The sequence below is a fragment of the Aestuariibius sp. HNIBRBA575 genome, assembly GCF_040932005.1.
Classification (GTDB): domain Bacteria; phylum Pseudomonadota; class Alphaproteobacteria; order Rhodobacterales; family Rhodobacteraceae; genus CANLNM01.
Window position 1 is genome coordinate 2,041,356 of sequence record NZ_CP162414.1, and the last position, 16,780, is coordinate 2,058,135.

The 16,780-nt window shown below is 54.8% G+C and carries 16 protein-coding genes and 1 tRNA gene; 13 read left to right on the plus strand and 4 right to left on the minus strand.

The window, feature by feature from the left end; genetic code table 11:
• Positions 1-102: 102 nt before the first annotated feature.
• Together AB1F12_RS10310 and AB1F12_RS10315 are read left to right on the plus strand one after the other, a co-directional pair.
• Positions 103-279 carry a hypothetical protein gene (locus AB1F12_RS10310; RefSeq protein ID WP_368184062.1) on the plus strand — a complete coding sequence of 59 codons (177 nt, stop codon included), beginning with the start codon at positions 103-105 and terminating at the stop codon, positions 277-279.
• 285 nt (positions 280-564) lie between these two features.
• Positions 565-1,305, plus strand: a complete 741-nt coding sequence (locus AB1F12_RS10315; RefSeq protein WP_368184064.1) for a substrate-binding periplasmic protein — start codon at positions 565-567, stop codon at positions 1,303-1,305.
• A gap of 58 nt (positions 1,306-1,363) precedes the next feature.
• On the opposite strand, the gene AB1F12_RS10320 is transcribed toward AB1F12_RS10315, so the two are convergent.
• Positions 1,364-2,692, minus strand: coding sequence for an ATP-binding protein (locus AB1F12_RS10320; RefSeq protein WP_368184066.1), 1,329 nt, complete (start codon positions 2,690-2,692; stop codon positions 1,364-1,366).
• A 28-nt stretch (positions 2,693-2,720) separates the two neighbouring features.
• On the opposite strand from AB1F12_RS10320, the gene AB1F12_RS10325 reads away from it, so the two are divergent.
• The 4 genes from AB1F12_RS10325 to AB1F12_RS10340 all read left to right on the plus strand — a co-directional run bounded on the left by AB1F12_RS10325 (position 2,721) and on the right by AB1F12_RS10340 (position 5,273).
• Entirely contained in the window at positions 2,721-3,641 is a 921-nt protein-coding gene (locus AB1F12_RS10325) for an MBL fold metallo-hydrolase (RefSeq protein WP_368184068.1), read from the plus strand.
• A gap of 81 nt (positions 3,642-3,722) precedes the next feature.
• A tRNA-Asn gene (locus AB1F12_RS10330) sits at positions 3,723-3,797 on the plus strand.
• Between the two features lie 627 nt (positions 3,798-4,424).
• A complete protein-coding gene (locus AB1F12_RS10335; RefSeq protein ID WP_368184069.1) occupies positions 4,425-4,754 on the plus strand; it encodes a TfoX/Sxy family protein in 330 nt (109 codons plus the stop codon).
• A gap of 69 nt (positions 4,755-4,823) precedes the next feature.
• Positions 4,824-5,273: a DUF4112 domain-containing protein gene (locus AB1F12_RS10340; protein ID WP_368184071.1), complete on the plus strand. Its 450-nt coding sequence runs from the start codon at positions 4,824-4,826 to the stop codon at positions 5,271-5,273.
• Between the two features lie 27 nt (positions 5,274-5,300).
• Here the strand turns inward: AB1F12_RS10340 and ndk are convergent, their stop codons facing one another.
• The gene (gene ndk / locus AB1F12_RS10345) at positions 5,301-5,723 is read right to left on the minus strand and encodes a nucleoside-diphosphate kinase (RefSeq protein WP_368184074.1); all 423 of its coding nucleotides are present in this window, start codon (positions 5,721-5,723) and stop codon (positions 5,301-5,303) included.
• 103 nt (positions 5,724-5,826) lie between these two features.
• Here ndk and AB1F12_RS10350 point away from each other — a divergent pair, with 103 nt between their 5' ends.
• The 3 genes from AB1F12_RS10350 to AB1F12_RS10360 all read left to right on the plus strand — a co-directional run bounded on the left by AB1F12_RS10350 (position 5,827) and on the right by AB1F12_RS10360 (position 8,996).
• Positions 5,827-7,677: an ABC-F family ATP-binding cassette domain-containing protein gene (locus AB1F12_RS10350; protein ID WP_368184076.1), complete on the plus strand. Its 1,851-nt coding sequence runs from the start codon at positions 5,827-5,829 to the stop codon at positions 7,675-7,677.
• Positions 7,678-7,775: 98 nt separating this feature from the next.
• The gene (locus AB1F12_RS10355; protein ID WP_368184078.1) at positions 7,776-8,408 is read left to right on the plus strand and encodes a MarC family protein; all 633 of its coding nucleotides are present in this window, start codon (positions 7,776-7,778) and stop codon (positions 8,406-8,408) included.
• A 9-nt stretch (positions 8,409-8,417) separates the two neighbouring features.
• The gene (locus tag AB1F12_RS10360) at positions 8,418-8,996 is read left to right on the plus strand and encodes a TIGR02281 family clan AA aspartic protease (protein ID WP_368184080.1); all 579 of its coding nucleotides are present in this window, start codon (positions 8,418-8,420) and stop codon (positions 8,994-8,996) included.
• A 6-nt stretch (positions 8,997-9,002) separates the two neighbouring features.
• On the opposite strand, the gene AB1F12_RS10365 is transcribed toward AB1F12_RS10360, so the two are convergent.
• Positions 9,003-9,464: a DNA polymerase III subunit chi gene (locus AB1F12_RS10365; protein ID WP_368184081.1), complete on the minus strand. Its 462-nt coding sequence runs from the start codon at positions 9,462-9,464 to the stop codon at positions 9,003-9,005.
• A gap of 6 nt (positions 9,465-9,470) precedes the next feature.
• Complete coding sequence (locus AB1F12_RS10370; protein ID WP_368184083.1) at positions 9,471-10,937, minus strand: leucyl aminopeptidase; 1,467 nt, start codon at positions 10,935-10,937, stop codon at positions 9,471-9,473.
• Between the two features lie 197 nt (positions 10,938-11,134).
• On the opposite strand from AB1F12_RS10370, the gene lptF reads away from it, so the two are divergent.
• The 4 genes from lptF to AB1F12_RS10390 are packed head-to-tail and all read left to right on the plus strand — an operon-like array spanning position 11,135 to position 16,775.
• Positions 11,135-12,283, plus strand: a complete 1,149-nt coding sequence (gene lptF, locus AB1F12_RS10375) for an LPS export ABC transporter permease LptF (RefSeq protein WP_368184086.1) — start codon at positions 11,135-11,137, stop codon at positions 12,281-12,283.
• Complete coding sequence (gene lptG, locus AB1F12_RS10380; RefSeq protein ID WP_368184087.1) at positions 12,280-13,377, plus strand: LPS export ABC transporter permease LptG; 1,098 nt, start codon at positions 12,280-12,282, stop codon at positions 13,375-13,377. Before lptF ends, lptG begins: the two co-directional genes overlap by 4 nt.
• Complete coding sequence (locus AB1F12_RS10385) at positions 13,377-15,491, plus strand: LPS-assembly protein LptD (protein WP_368184089.1); 2,115 nt, start codon at positions 13,377-13,379, stop codon at positions 15,489-15,491. The genes lptG and AB1F12_RS10385 overlap by 1 nt, the downstream gene beginning before the upstream one ends.
• Positions 15,492-15,536: 45 nt before the next feature.
• Entirely contained in the window at positions 15,537-16,775 is a 1,239-nt protein-coding gene (locus AB1F12_RS10390; protein ID WP_368184092.1) for a peptidylprolyl isomerase, read from the plus strand.
• Positions 16,776-16,780: the final 5 nt, after the last annotated feature.

Here is a 16,780-nt window from a genome sequence, read left to right on the forward strand (position 1 = left end):
CGTGTTTCCCCGACCAGCGCCCAGACCAAACAAGCCAAAGTGAACGCCGCCTTAACCAGATCGGGGTAAACTGATGGTGTTTAACAAATCGGAGTGAAGGAGATGCACAAAGTTAAGATCTTTTTGTTTGCGCTGCGCCAAATGTCTGAAATGGGTATTTGGATGGCTGGGGCTGAATTTGCCGGAGGTGAAATACGTCGCCAACGCGCCATGGCCCACAAAGCCCTCTATTCCAAGGCAATGGATGCCGTGATTGATCGCCCTACCTTGGACGAATAGTCCGCTTTGACGGCTGTCATTGTGAAAAGTACGAAATATCAGCTCACAACCTGGCATTCCGTCAACTTTGGGCAAACTAGATTTGTGATTGGCGTCTGGATCTGGGTTGGTTGACCAACCACTTGCCGCTCTCAAACAGTTAATTTCTAAACAGTTTTAGAAACACGGATGTGCGCTGATCTCTCAACGTTCAACAGACGTTTACATTTGCCTTGATAGCGTGGCCTCGTCAGCGATGTTCAATCCAGTTTTTTGAATGTCCACAATCATCAAAGGACCTTCAATATGAATTTCAGCTTAAAAAAACTCTTTGTATCTCTGATCGCGGCGCTCACGCTAGGGATGGCCAATATTGCAGTCGCCGCTGAATACAATTTTGTACGTATTCAGGGCCTTGCAGAGCAAGCCGTAGGCGCGCGCTTGCTAGAAGAAGTATATAATCGTGCGGGTCTGGAAATTACAATTACAGAAATGCCCGGACGTCGCGCCCTAGAAGAAGCGGCGTCGGGCAGAATGGATGGGGAAACTTTGCGAATTTTTGCGTTGGGGGAAAACCATCCCACCTTGATCCGGGTTCCCACACCATTGTCTGATCTGCAAACCGTTGCGTTTCGCCAAGCGGGCACAGATATGCAAGTGACAAGTGCGCAAGAGTTGGAGAACTATTCAAATGCGATTGTGATGGGGGTTCTTCACACACGAAACATCACCCAAGACGTTGATAATGTTCACGAAGTCCGAAATTCAGACGCGTTGTTCCGTCTTGTTCAGTCAGGCCGCGTAGATTTTGCATTGTCTAGCAATCTAGATGGTCGGGCCAATCTGGCACAGCACGGCATTACCGGCGTCGAAATGGTTTCCCCCGCGCTGGCGACGCTGCAACTTTATCATTATGTGCATGAATCCAAAGCTGATATCATCCCGATGATTGATGAAATCATCATAGAAATGCGTGATTCCGGTGAACTCGCACAACTTAGGGAACAGTTTGAGGCTGAATTTATTGCGGCCGCCGCTGCCCAATAATTTAGAGATGGCAATTTGGGATGGTCATATTTGCCATTCCAAGTTGCCTTGCCTTTAATCATCGTGGGAAAATCAAATCGACCCGCAGCCCACCCATTAGATCGCTATCAGCAAGTCGGATTGCGCCGCCATGTACGCGGGTAATATCAGCCACAATCGCCAATCCCAGCCCAACGCCGCTGCCGCGATTTTGATTGCGGGACGGATCAAGTCGGGTGAAAGGCTTCAACGCCTCGTCGCGTTGTTGTGGGGGGATGCCGGGGCCGTTATCTTCGACAGAAATTTTTAGCGCCCGGTTGGATACGGAAATCGAAACAATCGCCCTGCCCCCATAGCGCAATGCGTTGCCGATCAAATTTTCAAGCGCTCGGCAAATCGCCATGGGCCGCAACGGCATCGTCCCCGGAGCAGGCAAAACGCCGGATATCGGCCCCAATTCGACGTCATCCCCAGTTCGCGCCGCGTCTGCCACAACCTGTTTTATCAACGCAACCGGATCGGTTTCCTCTAGCGCGTCCAAAGCTTCGTCGCGGGCGAAATCCAAAAACGCATCGACCAATCGCTGCATGTCATCAACGTCGCGCAACAACGGGGCTGCGTCCTGTTCATCCATCAGGCTCAGCTCTAACCTAAGGCGTGTCAGCGGCGTGCGCAGGTCATGACTCACCCCAGACAGCATCAAGGTGCGCGCCGCCACCTGACGTTCGATCCGGTTGCGCATGTCTAAAAATGCATTGCCTGCTGCACGCACTTCGGTGGCGCCAGACGGTGCATATGGCACAATCCGCCCTTTGCCATATTCAGCCGCCGCGGCAGCCATCCGTTTGATCGGTCGCAGCTGATTGCGCAGATAAACATAGGCAATCAGCGTCATCAGAACACCCAAAACAACCATCAAAACAATAAGTTGGTGCGGATTACTGGCCGAAACACGTTGACGATCAAAACTGATCTGCATAATCCCATGTGGCGTTTCAAGCCACAGTTTCACCCGGCGCGTGTCGCTCAGATCAACGGGGCCCATCCCCAAAAGCTGAGGACGCAACGTTCTGATCACTTCCCGCCCGGACAGATCGTAAAACGCGCGAATGTCCTGCGCAGGCACATCGCCAGCCGGTAAGACAACATTCATTTCCAAGGGCGATGCACGTTCCAGAACAACTTGTTGCGCCGCCTCAAAGCTGTCTGCTTGGGCCACACCTTCGGCCAGATAAGACAGCTCGATAAGGATTGATTGGCTCATTTGGCGGGTCACACCTTCGAAATGGCGCTGAATAAAGGTGACAGACACCACCAATTGCAGAGTGACCACCGGCAAAATCAGGATCAACGCGGCGCGCCCATACAGGCTTCGGGGCATATAATGTTTGAGCCAGGTAAAGAACATGTGCCAAACGTAATGCGCGGTGCCCCAAGTGAAAAGCGAAACCAATATGCAAACAGAATTTGATCCCACCCCCGGTATCGCCGAACAGTTGGATCCCGGTCTGACCCGCATTCTGGCCCCCAACCCATCGCCGATGACGTTTATGGGGACCAACACCTATCTGTTGGGCGATGCGCGTCTGACGATCGTCGACCCGGGTCCAGAGAGTTCAGAGCATCTCTCTGCGATTTTGGCCGCCATCAAGGGCCGCCCCGTGGACCAAATCATCGTCACGCATTCCCATTTGGATCATTCCCCGCTCGCGCGACCATTAGCAGGTGAAACCGGCGCAAAAATTCTAGCCTTTGGCGATTCTAACGCAGGTCAGAGCCCCGTAATGCAGCAACTTGCCGCGCAAGGATTGGCAGGTGGGGGCGAAGGCGTTGATGTGAACTTTGAATTTGATCAAAGGGTTAACGACGGAGAGATCATTGATGCCGAATGCCCTATTCGCGTCATTCACACGCCCGGCCATATGGGCAACCATATTGCGCTTGGCTGGCAGGATGTTGTTCTGACTGGGGATCATGTGATGGGCTGGGCGTCGTCGTTGGTATCGCCGCCTGACGGGGATTTGACCGATTTCATGCAATCCTGTGTTAAATTGCAGTCAATCCCAGCGCGCCGCTACCATGCCGGACATGGGGCCCCGATGGACGACCCACATGGTCGGCTGGCGGAATTGATCCAACATCGCAAATCTAGAGAACAGCAAATTTTGCAAGCCCTTTCAACGGGCTGCACGACCGCATCCGAAGTCACACAAACCGTTTATACAGATGTGAACCCCCGTTTGTTTCCAGCAGCAGAGCGAAACGTTTTTGCGCATCTCGTTGATTTAGTGGGGCGTGATGTAATCACCGCGCAGCCGCAAATATCAATCAATGCGCGCTTTGAACTGAGGCGGTAAAAATAATCTGTCATCCAGATGACATTTTCGCATTTCCCCTCTTGCCGCCACTGAATCACGTCGCTATATCACCCCACATGTTCCGGCGTAGCTCAGCGGTAGAGCAGTTGACTGTTAATCAATTGGTCGTAGGTTCGATCCCTACCGCCGGAGCCAATCATCCTGCAAGGCACTGATTGGAAACAAAAAACCGCCTCGAGAAATCGGGCGGTTTTTTTGTATTCAGACCAAAGTGGTGATCCATCTGCTGCGGTCCATTCTCCCTACTCACATCGCCACTCTCCCGGCCTTCATTAACCGCGGTGCTCCATTGCCCCGAGCACACTGCCTTGGATTTGACACAATTGCGTCTTTTTCCGGCCATCCTCTTTGAGCAGCCTGAATTTATGGCCCACCAAGAGGCCCACAGGGATTAACGGGCATTGGCCCCTGGCATAAAGGTAGACGCAGTGATGAATACAGTTTTCAAAAGCATTCGTAGCGCACAGAAACCCACCCCGACACCACGGACGGCGTCCGGGGACAAAAAACCTGCCCCCGCGCCAAAACCCATTGTATTCAAAGACTACGCAAGCATCTGATCACATGTTGAACGCCCCCGATGCGGAGGGGCCGTTCCATTTGACCCATAGGATTCCCGCCCTTATGCGTTCTCCCTCGCACGGGGCGGCTAGCTGACCAGCGAATTCCCTGTTCATTCTCCTTGCAGGGACGCTGGTCTTTTTCCGTTCAGCGGTTAATTTAACGTCAACACTTGGCTTTAACATTGCAGGCCCCTGCCCGATGACCGCGATTTCCAGCATTCGAAACCTTGGCCCAGCCTATGAAAAGGCGCTCAAAGAGGTCGGCATTCATACGGCTGAGGACCTATATGATGTGGGGGCGGATGCGGCCTATGCGCAACTGCTGGCCAACGGATCACGCCCACATTTTATCGGGTATTATGTGTTGGTCATGGCATTGCAGGGGCGCCCGTGGAACGATTGCAAAGGCAAAGAAAAGGACGCCCTACGGGTCAAATTTGACGCCATGAAGACCAAACATTTTGACAAAGACCTGTCCGAAATTGAAACCATCCTAGATCAAATCGGCGTTTTGCCCGCTGTAAAGTAAGGAAAACCTGCCACGCAGCATAAAGTAAAAGGTATTTACATCAGTCCGCCCGCCCGGTATGTTAATACCATGAACATTAAACCTGATATCATCGACCAAGATCCCCAAATTCAAGATTTGGATTATGAATTGGCCCGCCTGCGCAAAGTTGCTTGGCGCATGGACGCGCTGTTTTACATCCCGCGCACAAACATTTCCGTGGGGCTGGACAATATTCTAGGTCTGATCCCGGTCATCGGGGATGTCGCCACGCTGGGCCCGTCGGTCTGGATGGTTTGGCGCGCGCATAAATTGGGGGCCACACCCGGCGCGCTGGCCTTTATGATCAGCAATCTGTTGATGGATGTGATCATTGGGTCGATCCCCATCGTCGGCGACGTCTTTGACGTGATCTATAACGCCAACATCCGCAATTATCGCCTGCTGGAAAAGAACCTGAACAAAAAAGCCGCCCGCGCCAGAATGGTGCGAACGGCCATACCAGGACCCAGACGGTTCCCGAATTTGTTGGCAGAATAGGGCGCGCCCTACCCTGCCGATATCGGCTTAGCCAACCAGTTCAAGACCGGAGAAGAAGTAAGCGATTTCCTGAGCAGCCGTTTCTGGTGCATCGGAACCGTGAACAGAGTTCTCACCAACGGACAGCGCGAATTCTGCGCGGATTGTACCGGCAGCTGCGTCTGCTGGGTTGGTTGCGCCCATAACTTCGCGGTTTTTCGCGATGGCACCTTCGCCTTCCAGAACTTGGATCACGACAGGCTCGGACACCATGAATTCACACAATTCGCCGTAAAATGGGCGTTCGGCGTGAACTTCGTAGAATTTGCCCGCTTGGGCCATTGTCAACTGAACGCGTTTTTGCGCGATGATGCGCAGACCGGCATCTTCGAACTTGGCGTTGATTTTGCCAGTTAGGTTGCGTTTGGTTGCATCGGGTTTGATGATCGAAAGTGTGCGTTCAGTCGCCATGATAGACCTCTTGGGAAAGTGTGAATTTGGCCGCGAACTAACATGGTCGAACTGCTTTGAAAAGCGTTTTGCGCCTTGTGCATCGCTCTGTTAAGCCCAGCCCATGTTAAAGATTTCAGACATCTCTTATTCCGTCCAAGGCCGTCCTCTGATTGAGAACGCATCGGCGATGATCCCAACAGGCCACAAAGTGGGCTTGGTGGGCCGTAATGGAACCGGCAAAACCACGCTGTTCCGCTTAATTTACAAGGAATTGGTGCTGGAAACTGGATCCATCTCAGTTCCGCGCGGCGCACGCATTGGCGGCGTTTCCCAAGAGGTGCCGGGATCGGATGTGTCACTGCTGGATACGGTTCTGGCAGCGGACAAAGAACGCGCCGCGTTGCTGGCCGAATCCGAATCTGCGACCGATCCGATCCGCATTGCCGATATTCAGACCCGTCTGACCGATATTGATGCCTGGTCCGCAGAGGCGCGCGCGGCTTCGATCCTCAAGGGTTTGGGCTTTGACAATGACAAACAACAACAGCCCTGTTCGGCGTTTTCGGGCGGCTGGCGGATGCGGGTTGCGCTGGCAGCCGTGCTGTTTTCCGAGCCTGATTTGCTGTTGCTCGATGAACCGACCAACTATCTGGATCTCGAAGGCGCGGTGTGGCTGGAAAGCTATCTGGCGAAATATCCGCATACGGTTTTAATCGTGTCCCATGATCGCGGATTGCTGAACCGGGCCGTTGGCGGGATTTTGCACCTCGAAGATCGCAAACTGACCTATTACGGCACGCCATACGACAAATTCGCCGAAATCCGGCAGGCGCGTTTGGCTGCGGCTGAATCTGAAAACGCCAAATCCAAGGCCCGGATCGCCCATTTGCAAAGCTTTGTGGATCGGTTCCGTGCCAAAGCGTCCAAGGCGGTGCAGGCCCAGTCCCGGTTGAAAATGATCGAAAAGATCAGCCTGATCGCCACCCCCCAAGAGGCGGCTTTGCGGGCCTTCAGTTTCCCCGAACCAGAGGAATTGTCGCCCCCCATTATCAATATGGAAGGCGCGGCTGTCGGCTATGACGACAAAATCATTCTCGACCGGCTGAACCTGCGGATTGATCAGGATGACCGCATCGCGCTGCTGGGCCAAAACGGTCAGGGTAAATCGACTTTGTCCAAATTGCTGTCGGATCGACTTCCGGCGATGAAAGGCAAAGTTGTGCGGTCCAACAAGCTGCGCATTGGCTATTTTGCCCAGCACCAGCTGGATGAATTATATCCGGACGAAACCCCGCTGGACCATGTGCGTCGCCTGCGCCCCACCGAAACACCTGCACGATTGCGCGCGCGGTTGTCTGGGTTTGGGTTGATGGCGGATCAGGCCGAAACGCTGGTGGGCAAATTGTCTGGTGGGCAAAAGGCGCGTCTGTCGCTGATGCTGGCCACGATTGATGCGCCGCATTTGCTGATCCTCGATGAGCCGACAAACCACCTAGATATCGAAAGCCGCGAAGCGCTGGTCGAGGCATTAACGGCCTATTCCGGTGCGGTGATTTTGGTCAGCCACGACATGCACCTGCTCAGCATGGTTGCGGATCGTCTGTGGTTGGTCAAAGACGGTCGTGTCGCCCCCTACGAAGAAGATTTGCAAGCCTATCGCAAACAATTGTTGTTGGGCGACAAACCCGCCAAACCAGCCGCCCCGGTCAAACCCAAGGTTCAAAAAGCGTCTCGTGACACATTGCTCGCATTGAAATCTGAGGTGCGCAAAGCCGAAGAACGTGTGAACAAGATCAATGGGATGCGCGACAAGCTGGCCACCAAACTGGCGGATCCTGATCTGTATGACAGCAGCCGCATTGGCGAGCTGGAAACATGGAACCGCAAATACGCCGAGGTGATGCAAGGGCTGGAACGCGCCGAAGCCATGTGGATGGCCGCGCTGGAAAAACTAGAAGCCGCCAAAGGCTGATACGTCAAAACACAGCGGTTCAACGCGACAAGATCGCGCTGGACCAATGCCCCCGCCTATGATTGGCTGGTCAAATACATCGATCAAAAGAGAATGAAATGTACGACTTAGCGGCCCTGATTGCGGCATTCACCACCCTGTTGGTGATTATCGACCCGATCGGATTGGCGCCTCTTTTTGTGGCCATGACCCAAGGTATGGATGCCAAGAAACGGCGTGCAATTGCCGTGCGATCCTGCCTGGTTGGGGCGGGTTTGCTGGTGATGTTTGGGCTGCTTGGCGAATCCGTTTTGGGCTTTGTCGGGATATCAATGCCCGCATTTCGCATTGCCGGTGGTGTACTGCTGTTTTTGACCGCGCTTGATATGCTGTTTGAACGCCGCCAGACCCGGCGCAGCGACACGGCCGACGAAGGCGCGCAGGAACATCACGATGACCCATCGGTTTTTCCCTTGGCCATCCCTCTGATTGCGGGGCCTGGATCGATTGCGACAATCATTTTGCTAACCGGTCAGGCCGAAGGCGTGACGGATTACGTCACCGTTTTGGGCGTCATGTTGTCCGTGATTTTTATCGTTTATTTGTTTTTTATGGCGGCCGGCGTCATGGAACGCCTTTTGGGCAAAGTGGGGATCAATGTGATCACCCGCTTGCTGGGGATGTTGCTTGCGGCTTTGTCCGTGCAGTTCATCCTGGATGGGTTACAATCGTTTGGGTTTCTTGGGGCGTAAGGGGTATTCATGGACGGGGATCTGATCGCAAGGCTAGCATATATGGTGTTGTTGGGCACCGCGGTGGTCGGCTGGTTCATAGCGCAAAACCGCACCAGTTTGGGCAAAGTCGCCCAGCAAGCGATCATCTGGGTCCTGATTTTTGTCGGCATGATTGCCGGTTATGGTCTGTGGCAGGATATGCGTGGGGACATTCTGGGACGCCAAACCGTGCTGGATGGCAATGCCATCGAAGTGCCGCGTGCCATTGACGGGCATTTTTATCTAAGCCTGACGCTGAATGCCGTTCCTGTGAATTTTGTCGTGGATACAGGGGCCACCGACATGGTGCTGAGCCTACCGGACGCAACCGCCATCGGGATTTCTACGCGTGATCTGGCCTTTACCGGGCGCGCCAGCACGGCAAACGGCATCGTGAAAACCGCGCCGGTTATTCTTGATGAAGTGCGGCTTGGTCCGATTGTCGACCGGAATGTACGCGCTGTCGTCAACCAAGGCGAATTAGAAGGATCCCTGCTGGGGATGGGGTATCTGGAACGGTTTGCGCGGATCGAAATTGTCGGCAACAAACTGGTTCTGACGCGCTAGAATCTGCTACGCGGTTTCAGCTTTCTTTTCCCAGCGACCGGATTCCTGGCTCCAATATTGGGCTGTGCAACCCGCATCTGCTAGCGTTTTCCACTGGACCCGCGCATGGGCCACGGCCGCGCCGTCGTGACCGTCAAACAGGATACAGACCCGTTCCAATGCGGTCACGTCTTGTGGGGTGACATCCGCGCCATAGACCGACATCACGCAGGTCGGATTATTGCCCGCTGCCTGACCAAAGGTCAGCAAAACCGGCTGGTCCGCATCATAGTCGCCCCCGGCCAAACCATGCGGATCAAATCCGTTTTCATCCCCAAGCCATAGCTGTTTATCCAGCCGTTCCATATCGTCGGCATGTTGGCCGCGCACCTCGATCCGCCATCCGGCCTGACGCGCCTTGCCCAATAACATGGGCAAGGTTTGTTCGATGCTGGATTGCGTCACATGATAGAAATATGCAGCGCCCATAATGGTTTATGCCTCGTATGTGTCCGCGATAAACCGGTTAAGCGTCATCACGCCCCAGCCAGTCGCGCCTTTGGGGGCAAAGGTTGACGGTGCAGACAAAGAGGCCACACCGGCAATATCCAGATGGGTCCATGGCATGTCATCCTGGATGAACCGTTTCAGGAATTGCGCGGCAGTGATTGACCCGGCTGGGCGCCCACCGATGTTTTTCATATCCGCAATGCGCGATTTCAACAGATCGTCATAGCCCTGCCCCATCGGCATGCGCCACGCGCCTTCGCCTTCGGCCTTTGCTGCCTTTAGGATATTGCCAGCCAGCTGGTCATCATTGCTGAACAGACCCGCATTTTCATGGCCCAAACCAATGATAATTGCCCCGGTGAGCGTCGCCAGATTGATCACACCGCTGGGTTTGAAACGGTCCTGCGCATACCATAGCACATCCGCCAGAACCAAACGCCCCTCAGCGTCCGTGTTGATCACCTCAATTGTGTCGCCCTTCATGGATTTCACCACATCGCCGGGGCGCACAGCATTGCCCGATGGCATGTTTTCCACCAACCCGACCAGACCGACAACATTGGCTTTGGCTTTGCGCAGCGCCAAGGTACGCATCAGCCCCGCAACAACGCCCGCGCCGCCCATATCCATGGTCATTTCTTCCATGCCCGCGGCCGGTTTCAGGCTGATCCCGCCCGTGTCAAACACCACACCTTTGCCAACAAAAGCAAACGGTGCTTCGTCGCCGCCGCCATTCCATTGCATGACCACCACTTTGGATGGGCTATCGGACCCCTGCCCGACGCATAGCAGCGACCCCATGCCCAGTTTTTCCAGCTCAGCCTCTTCGAGGATTTCAACCTCAAGCCCGAGTTCCTGCATCGCGGCCAAACGCGCGGCAAAATCATCCGTGGTCAAAACATTGGCCGGTTCATTGGTCAAATCGCGGGTGAAAAAAACACCTTCGGCGATGGCGGCCATCGGCGCGGCGGCTTTGGCCACGTCTTCGGCGTTGCGGCACATGATGGTCACAGGGGCATTGGCCACGTGATCGGCGGTTTTATGATCCGTGAATTCGTAATCCCGCAAAGCCAACCCGAGTGAGATATCTTCGACCTTGGTGGTTGCCCCAGTGAGCAGCAAAAGCGGCGCTTTGGACCGGGTTTTGGCCAGATTGGCCCCGGCTTTGCGGGCTTGATCGACGCTGGGGCGGCGGGGCAATTTGATCACCAAAACCGCCTCGGCCGCCATTGCAGCCGGATAGGCGATTGTCATCACGTCCCCCAATGCGGCCTTTTCAAACGCATCGCTGGCCACCAGACGTGCCACAGCTTTGCGCGTCAAACCATTCACACGACGTGCTTCGATGCCCAGTTTTCCGTCTTCGCTGGCGATGATTGCCACCTGCCCAACCGTCTCGGCGAGGTTTTCCAATTCTACATCTTTAAAGTGAATTTCGACTGGGGTGGTCATGGCGGCTCCTTTTGAACAACATCGGCCTTGAAATAGGCAATCCTTGGGCCCAAATCCCCATCTCAGCGGGGCGAAATTGAACCGATAGGCAATGACTAGCTTGGCAGCGCCGCCTTGACCAGTCTGCACTTGGGTCTGGGGGGTAAATCGGATAGCGTCGCGCAAACGTAAGCAAGCAAGTCAAACAGGAGAGAAACGTGGGACGATTCGACAGATATATCCTGTCGCAACTCATGATGTTGTTTGGCTTTTTCTCGCTGATTTTGGTGATGATTTACTGGGTCAATCAGGCAGTTGCCCTCTTTGATCAGCTGATTTCCGACGGGCAATCCGCCTTGGTTTTTCTGGAATTCACCGCATTGTCATTGCCCAACATCGTGCGGCTGGTGATGCCGATTTCGGCGTTTGTTGCCTCAGTTTATGTCACCAACCGGCTGGCGGCGGATTCCGAATTGGTTGTGGTGCAATCCACCGGGTATTCGCCTTATCGCCTGGCCCGGCCTTTTCTAGCATTTGGCGTGATCGTCGCGGCGCTGACGACAATTTTGGCGCATCTGCTGGTGCCACTCAGCACCCATCAATTCGAAGAGCGATCCGCCGAAATTGCGCAAGATGTCACTGCCAGAATGCTCACCGAAGGGCAATTTCTAAACCCGTCAGACGGCGTGACCTTTTACATCCGCGAAGTCACCCCCGAAGGCGAATTACTGGACGTTTTGCTGTCAGACACGTCGAACCCGGATCAACACCTGATCTATTCCTCAGCGCGGGCCTATTTGGTGCGCAGCGATCGCGGCCCGCAATTGGTGATGCGCGACGGCATGGCCCAGACATTAAGAGGCGACGGTTTGAACCTTGCTGTGACGACATTTGATGACTTTGCCTATGACGTCAGCGCCGCAATCGAAGTGGACGACAACCGCAATCGGTCTTTGCGTGAATTGATGACGTTGGATTTGCTGAACCCAACACCCGACATCATGTCAGAAACCAGTCGCAGTGCCGGGGCGCTGATCGCAGAGGGCCACAACCGCATCACCCAAGCCCTGCTGGCCATTGTCGCCTCTTTGTTGGGATATGCGGCATTGATCACCGGGGGGTTTTCGCGGTTTGGCGTGTGGAAACAAATCCTTGGCGCTGTGATTTTAGTGATTTTTATCAATGCGTTGGAAACTGCTGGCACCGGGATCGTGCGCAGCAATCCTGATGCATGGCCGGTGGCCTATCTGGCGACAGGGATTGGCCTGTTGCTGATCCTTGCCATGTTATGGCTGGCCGCCCGACCCAAACGGCTGCGCCGCTCTGCCGCCCCTATTCCCGCGGATGTTTCGGGGGTCAGCTCATGATCCTACATCGTTATTTCGCCCGCCGTTTCACACTGACCTTTTTGGCTGTTTTGCTGATCTTTGGGCTGATGCTGGGATTTTTGGATCTGGTCGAACAAATCCGGACCTTTTCCAATTCCGAAGCGCAATTTAGCGGTCTGTTGACCCTCACATTGCTGAATTTGCCGGGATCATTGTATCAAATTCTGCCTTTGCTGATGATCATCACGTCGATTTCCTTGTTTTTGGCATTGGCGCGGTCCTCTGAATTGGTGGTCACGCGCGCCGTGGGTCGGTCGGCAATGCGTGCCCTGGTTGCCCCGGTGGTGGTGACATTATTGGTTGGCACATTGGCGGTGGCGGCCATGAACCCTATCGTCGCAGCGACCAGTTCAGAATATGACAGCCGTCGCAATGAAATGCGCGGACGCGGCACAAATGTTTTGCAATTCACAGGGGATGCCGTGTGGCTGCGCCAAGGGGATGAGTTGGGTCAAACCGTCATTCGGGCCGCCGGTGCAAACCTAGAAGGCACCCTGCTGCGGGGGGTGACATTTTTGGAATTTAGCGAAAATGGCGGGCCGTCGCGACGTATTCATGCCAGTTCTGCCCGGCTGCAACCGGGGGAATGGGTTCTGCTGAATGCCAAAGTCTGGACCTTGGCCAATACCCCCAACCCAGAGGCCACCGCCACATCCGTATCCCGTCTAAGCGTGCCGTCCAGCCTGACAGCGGATGAGATTCGCGATAGTTTTGGCACGCCCTCGTCGATCCCGATCTGGGATTTGCCAACCTTCATTGAACGGTTAAAAACCGCCGGTTTTTCCGCGCGCCGCCATCAGGTCTGGCTGCAAATGGAACTGGCATTGCCCTTGTTTTTGGTGGGAATGGTGCTGATTGGGGCGGCTTTCACGATGCAGCATCAACGCGGCAGTCGTACCAGTTTGATGGTGTTGTTTGCTTTGATGCTCAGCTTTGGCTTTTACTTTATCCGCAATTTCGCGCAGATATTGGGCGAAAACGGCAATATTCCGGTTTTGCTGGCTGCATGGGCGCCCCCTTTGGCGGCTTTGGGGTTGGCGATGGGCCTGATTTTGCACCTTGAGGATGGGTGATGAATTTACTGCGCACGATGTTTCTGTGTTTGGCGCTATTGGGGGTCAGCAACATGGCCAGCGCCCAAGGTGTGGCCAATTTGATTGCCGACCGGGTGAGCGTTCAAAACAACGGCGTGCTGATCGCCGAAGGCAATGTCGAGGTGTTTTTTGACGGCACCAAATTGACTGCCCAGCGTTTGGTCTATGACCAATCCACCGACAGATTAACGATCGAAGGCCCCATTTTCATCATCGGGGCCGATGGCACCATTCTGACCGCAGGTCAGGCCGATTTGGACCCACAATTGCAAAACGGATTGCTGCGAGGCGCGCGGTTGGTTCTGGATCAGCAGCTGCAATTGGGGGCCAACCAAATCAATAGGGTCGATGGCCGATATTCGCAGCTTTTTCAGGTGGTTGCTACGTCTTGCCGTGTCTGTGGTGACGAAGCGCCGCTATGGGAGATCCGCGCGCGGCGGGTGATCCATGACGAACAAGAACAGCAATTGTATTTTGATGGCGCGCAACTGCGTGTGGGCAATGTTCCGGTTCTTTATCTGCCGCGTCTGCGCCTGCCCGATCCGACATTGGAACGGGCAACGGGGTTTCTGACCCCTCGGTTTCGCAGCACCGATCAACTGGGAACCGGGATCAAAACGCCCTACTTTATCAGGCTCGGCGATCACCGCGACCTGACATTCACCCCCTATTTGTCCCGCGAAACCCGTACGTTGGACCTGCGTTACCGACAGGCGTTTCACAATGGTCGCCTCGAATTAAACGCCGGGATCAGCCATGACACGATTGTCCCCGATGACACACGTGGCTATGCGCAATTGCAGGGACAGTTTGATTTGGCGCGTGACTTTGAACTCAGCTTTGATTTGATCACAGTGTCGGATGATGGATATTTGTTGGATTACGGCCATTCATCTAACGATCTGTTGGACAGCCAAATCGCGATCACACGCACGACCCAAGACCAGTATATCGAAGCCTCGCTCAATCATTATCAGTCGCTGCGCGATATTGACGACAATGCCACGCTGACCAGCTGGGTTGGGGCGTTTGACTATCAACAACGGCTTCATCCCAACCGCTTGGGGGGTGTTTTGACGTTGTCGGGTGGCGGGGACACTCTTTTTCGAACATCGCAGGCCGATATGATCGGTCGAGACGTGTCTTGGCTGGGTGTCGATGCGCAATGGCAGCGCAACTGGATTGGCCCCGCCGGGCTGGTCTTGGATTTTGAAACCGGGTTTCAGGTGGATCTTTATGATGTTGCCCAAGACAGCAACTATGAGGACACGTTGATGCGCACTGCCCCGCGGGCTGGGATCACATTGCGTTGGCCATTGGCAAAAACCAACAGCAACGGTGTGGCGCATCTGATCGAACCCATGGCCCAGATCGCTTGGTCAGACGCCCATGGGGACACGCCCCCAAACGAAGACAGCATCCTCAATGAATTTGACGAATCCAATCTGCTGTCGCTGACCCGTTTTGCAGGTCAGGACCGGGTTGAAACCGGGCTGCGCAGCGCGTTCGGTGCGCGCTGGACCCGGCAATCCCCCCAAGGCTGGCGCAGCACGCTTACATTTGGGCGGGTGTTTCGATCACAAAACCAAGACGACCTAAGCCTGTCCTCTGGGTTTTCCGGGACCGCCTCTGATTGGCTGGTCGCCGGTCAGCTGGATTTCGCCAATGGGCTGAGCGTTGATTTACGCACATTGTTGAACGAAAATGACGTGACCAGCAAATCCCAAATTCAAGTCAACTGGCTGCGGGACAATCTGAATATGACCGCTGGATATCTATATTTGCCAATAGATACTGGGGAATCCCGCGATGCGGCCATTTCTGAATGGACCTTTGATGCGGATTATCAAATCAACGACGTCTGGTCCGTAAATGGCGAAGCCAGCTATGACATTATCGCAGACTCGGCCGCAAAAACCGGATTTGGCATTGGCTGGCGCAACGAATGCGTCGAAGTCGACCTTTCGGTCTCGCGCCGGTTTACGTCTTCGACTAATGTAGACCCAACAACCGATATCGGTCTGTCCGTCGGAATTGCCGGGTTCTCAGCGGGACGATCGGGCGCTTTTGCTGCCCAATCCTGCGGTGAATAACGCAATGATGATGGCCAGAAACCAACCGCGACCCAAGGGGTGACCATGCGCAGCAGACCTTTCCTTGCTCTTCTACTTTCAGCGGGGCTTGCCGTTGGACTGACGGCAACACATTCAAACATGGCGATGGCGCAGAACCTATTTGCCCCCGTTGTGACCGTGGATGAAACCGCCATTACGCAGTTTGAGATCAATCAGCGTGCCCTGCTGTTGCAGGTGTTCCGCACGCCGGGCAATCACCTGCAATTGGCGCGGGAACAATTGATCGAGGATCGCCTGAAAATGGGTGAAATGCGCCGCGCTGGACTTTCACTTCCAGAAGAGGCAATGCGCCGCGCAATGGAAGATTTTGCCGGTCGTGCAAACCTGACATTGGATCAATTCCTGACCCTTCTTGAACAGAACGGCGTCGAAGAAGAAACCTTTCGGGATTTTGTCGTCGTTGGATTCACATGGCGTGATTTTATCCGATCCCGGTATCGCGGCCGTGTGCAGATCACAGAGGCCGAAATTGACGCCGCTCTTGGGGCGGCCGGTGGATCAGGCAGCCAAATAGAAGTGCTGTTATCTGAAATCATCATCGCCGCGCCGCCTCCGCGTGCAAATGCGGCCATGGCAACGGCACAGCGTATTTCGCAATATACCAGCACCTCTTCGTTTGAGGCCGCAGCCCTTCAACATTCAGCCCTGCCATCCCGTGGTCAGGGCGGGCGTCTGCCTTGGCTGCCATTGTCAAATTACCCCGCTGCGGTCCGGGCTATCCTGCTGGATCTGGCCCCGGGCGAAGTGACCGCCCCATTGCCCATCACCAACGGTGTCGCCTTGTTCCAGATGCGCGCCGTGCGCGAAGCACCCCAGCCCATCCCGGAATCCGCCGCGATCGAATATGCGGCCTTCTACATTCCCGGCGGTCTGAGTGACGCAGGTCTGGCCGAAGCCGCCAAAATCAATGACCGTGTCGACAGCTGTGATGATCTGTATGGGGTGGCCCGCGGATTGCCAGCCGAACAATTGGACCGGGTGACATTGCCCCCCGCAGAAATTGATCAGGACATCGCATTGGAATTGGCGCGTCTTGATACGGGCGAAACATCCTTTGCGTTGACCCGCAATGACGGCCAGACATTGGTCTTTTTGATGATGTGTGGCCGCACCCCGCAACTGGATGCCGAAATCGACCGCGAAGCCGTGCGAACCCGCCTTTTGTCGACCCGTTTGGCCGGTTATGCCGATGCGTTGCTGGCAGATCTGCGCGCAGATGCAACCATTCGCGACGTCAACTAACCCCA

Excerpts from the sequence above, each read along its gene's own strand:
- AB1F12_RS10320 (WP_368184066.1), bottom strand. The coding sequence starts at position 2,692 with ATGTTCTTTACCTGGCTCAAACATTATATGCCCCGAAGCCTGTATGGG.
- AB1F12_RS10355 (WP_368184078.1), top strand. The coding sequence starts at position 7,776 with ATGTACGACTTAGCGGCCCTGATTGCGGCATTCACCACCCTGTTGGTG.
- AB1F12_RS10370 (WP_368184083.1), bottom strand. The coding sequence starts at position 10,937 with ATGACCACCCCAGTCGAAATTCACTTTAAAGATGTAGAATTGGAAAAC.
- AB1F12_RS10340 (WP_368184071.1), top strand. The coding sequence starts at position 4,824 with ATGAACATTAAACCTGATATCATCGACCAAGATCCCCAAATTCAAGAT.
- AB1F12_RS10335 (WP_368184069.1), top strand. The coding sequence starts at position 4,425 with ATGACCGCGATTTCCAGCATTCGAAACCTTGGCCCAGCCTATGAAAAG.
- AB1F12_RS10385 (WP_368184089.1), top strand. The coding sequence starts at position 13,377 with ATGAATTTACTGCGCACGATGTTTCTGTGTTTGGCGCTATTGGGGGTC.
- lptG (WP_368184087.1), top strand. The coding sequence starts at position 12,280 with ATGATCCTACATCGTTATTTCGCCCGCCGTTTCACACTGACCTTTTTG.
- AB1F12_RS10390 (WP_368184092.1), top strand. The coding sequence starts at position 15,537 with ATGCGCAGCAGACCTTTCCTTGCTCTTCTACTTTCAGCGGGGCTTGCC.
- AB1F12_RS10365 (WP_368184081.1), bottom strand. The coding sequence starts at position 9,464 with ATGGGCGCTGCATATTTCTATCATGTGACGCAATCCAGCATCGAACAA.
- AB1F12_RS10350 (WP_368184076.1), top strand. The coding sequence starts at position 5,827 with ATGTTAAAGATTTCAGACATCTCTTATTCCGTCCAAGGCCGTCCTCTG.
- AB1F12_RS10315 (WP_368184064.1), top strand. The coding sequence starts at position 565 with ATGAATTTCAGCTTAAAAAAACTCTTTGTATCTCTGATCGCGGCGCTC.
- ndk (WP_368184074.1), bottom strand. The coding sequence starts at position 5,723 with ATGGCGACTGAACGCACACTTTCGATCATCAAACCCGATGCAACCAAA.
- AB1F12_RS10310 (WP_368184062.1), top strand. The coding sequence starts at position 103 with ATGCACAAAGTTAAGATCTTTTTGTTTGCGCTGCGCCAAATGTCTGAA.
- AB1F12_RS10360 (WP_368184080.1), top strand. The coding sequence starts at position 8,418 with ATGGACGGGGATCTGATCGCAAGGCTAGCATATATGGTGTTGTTGGGC.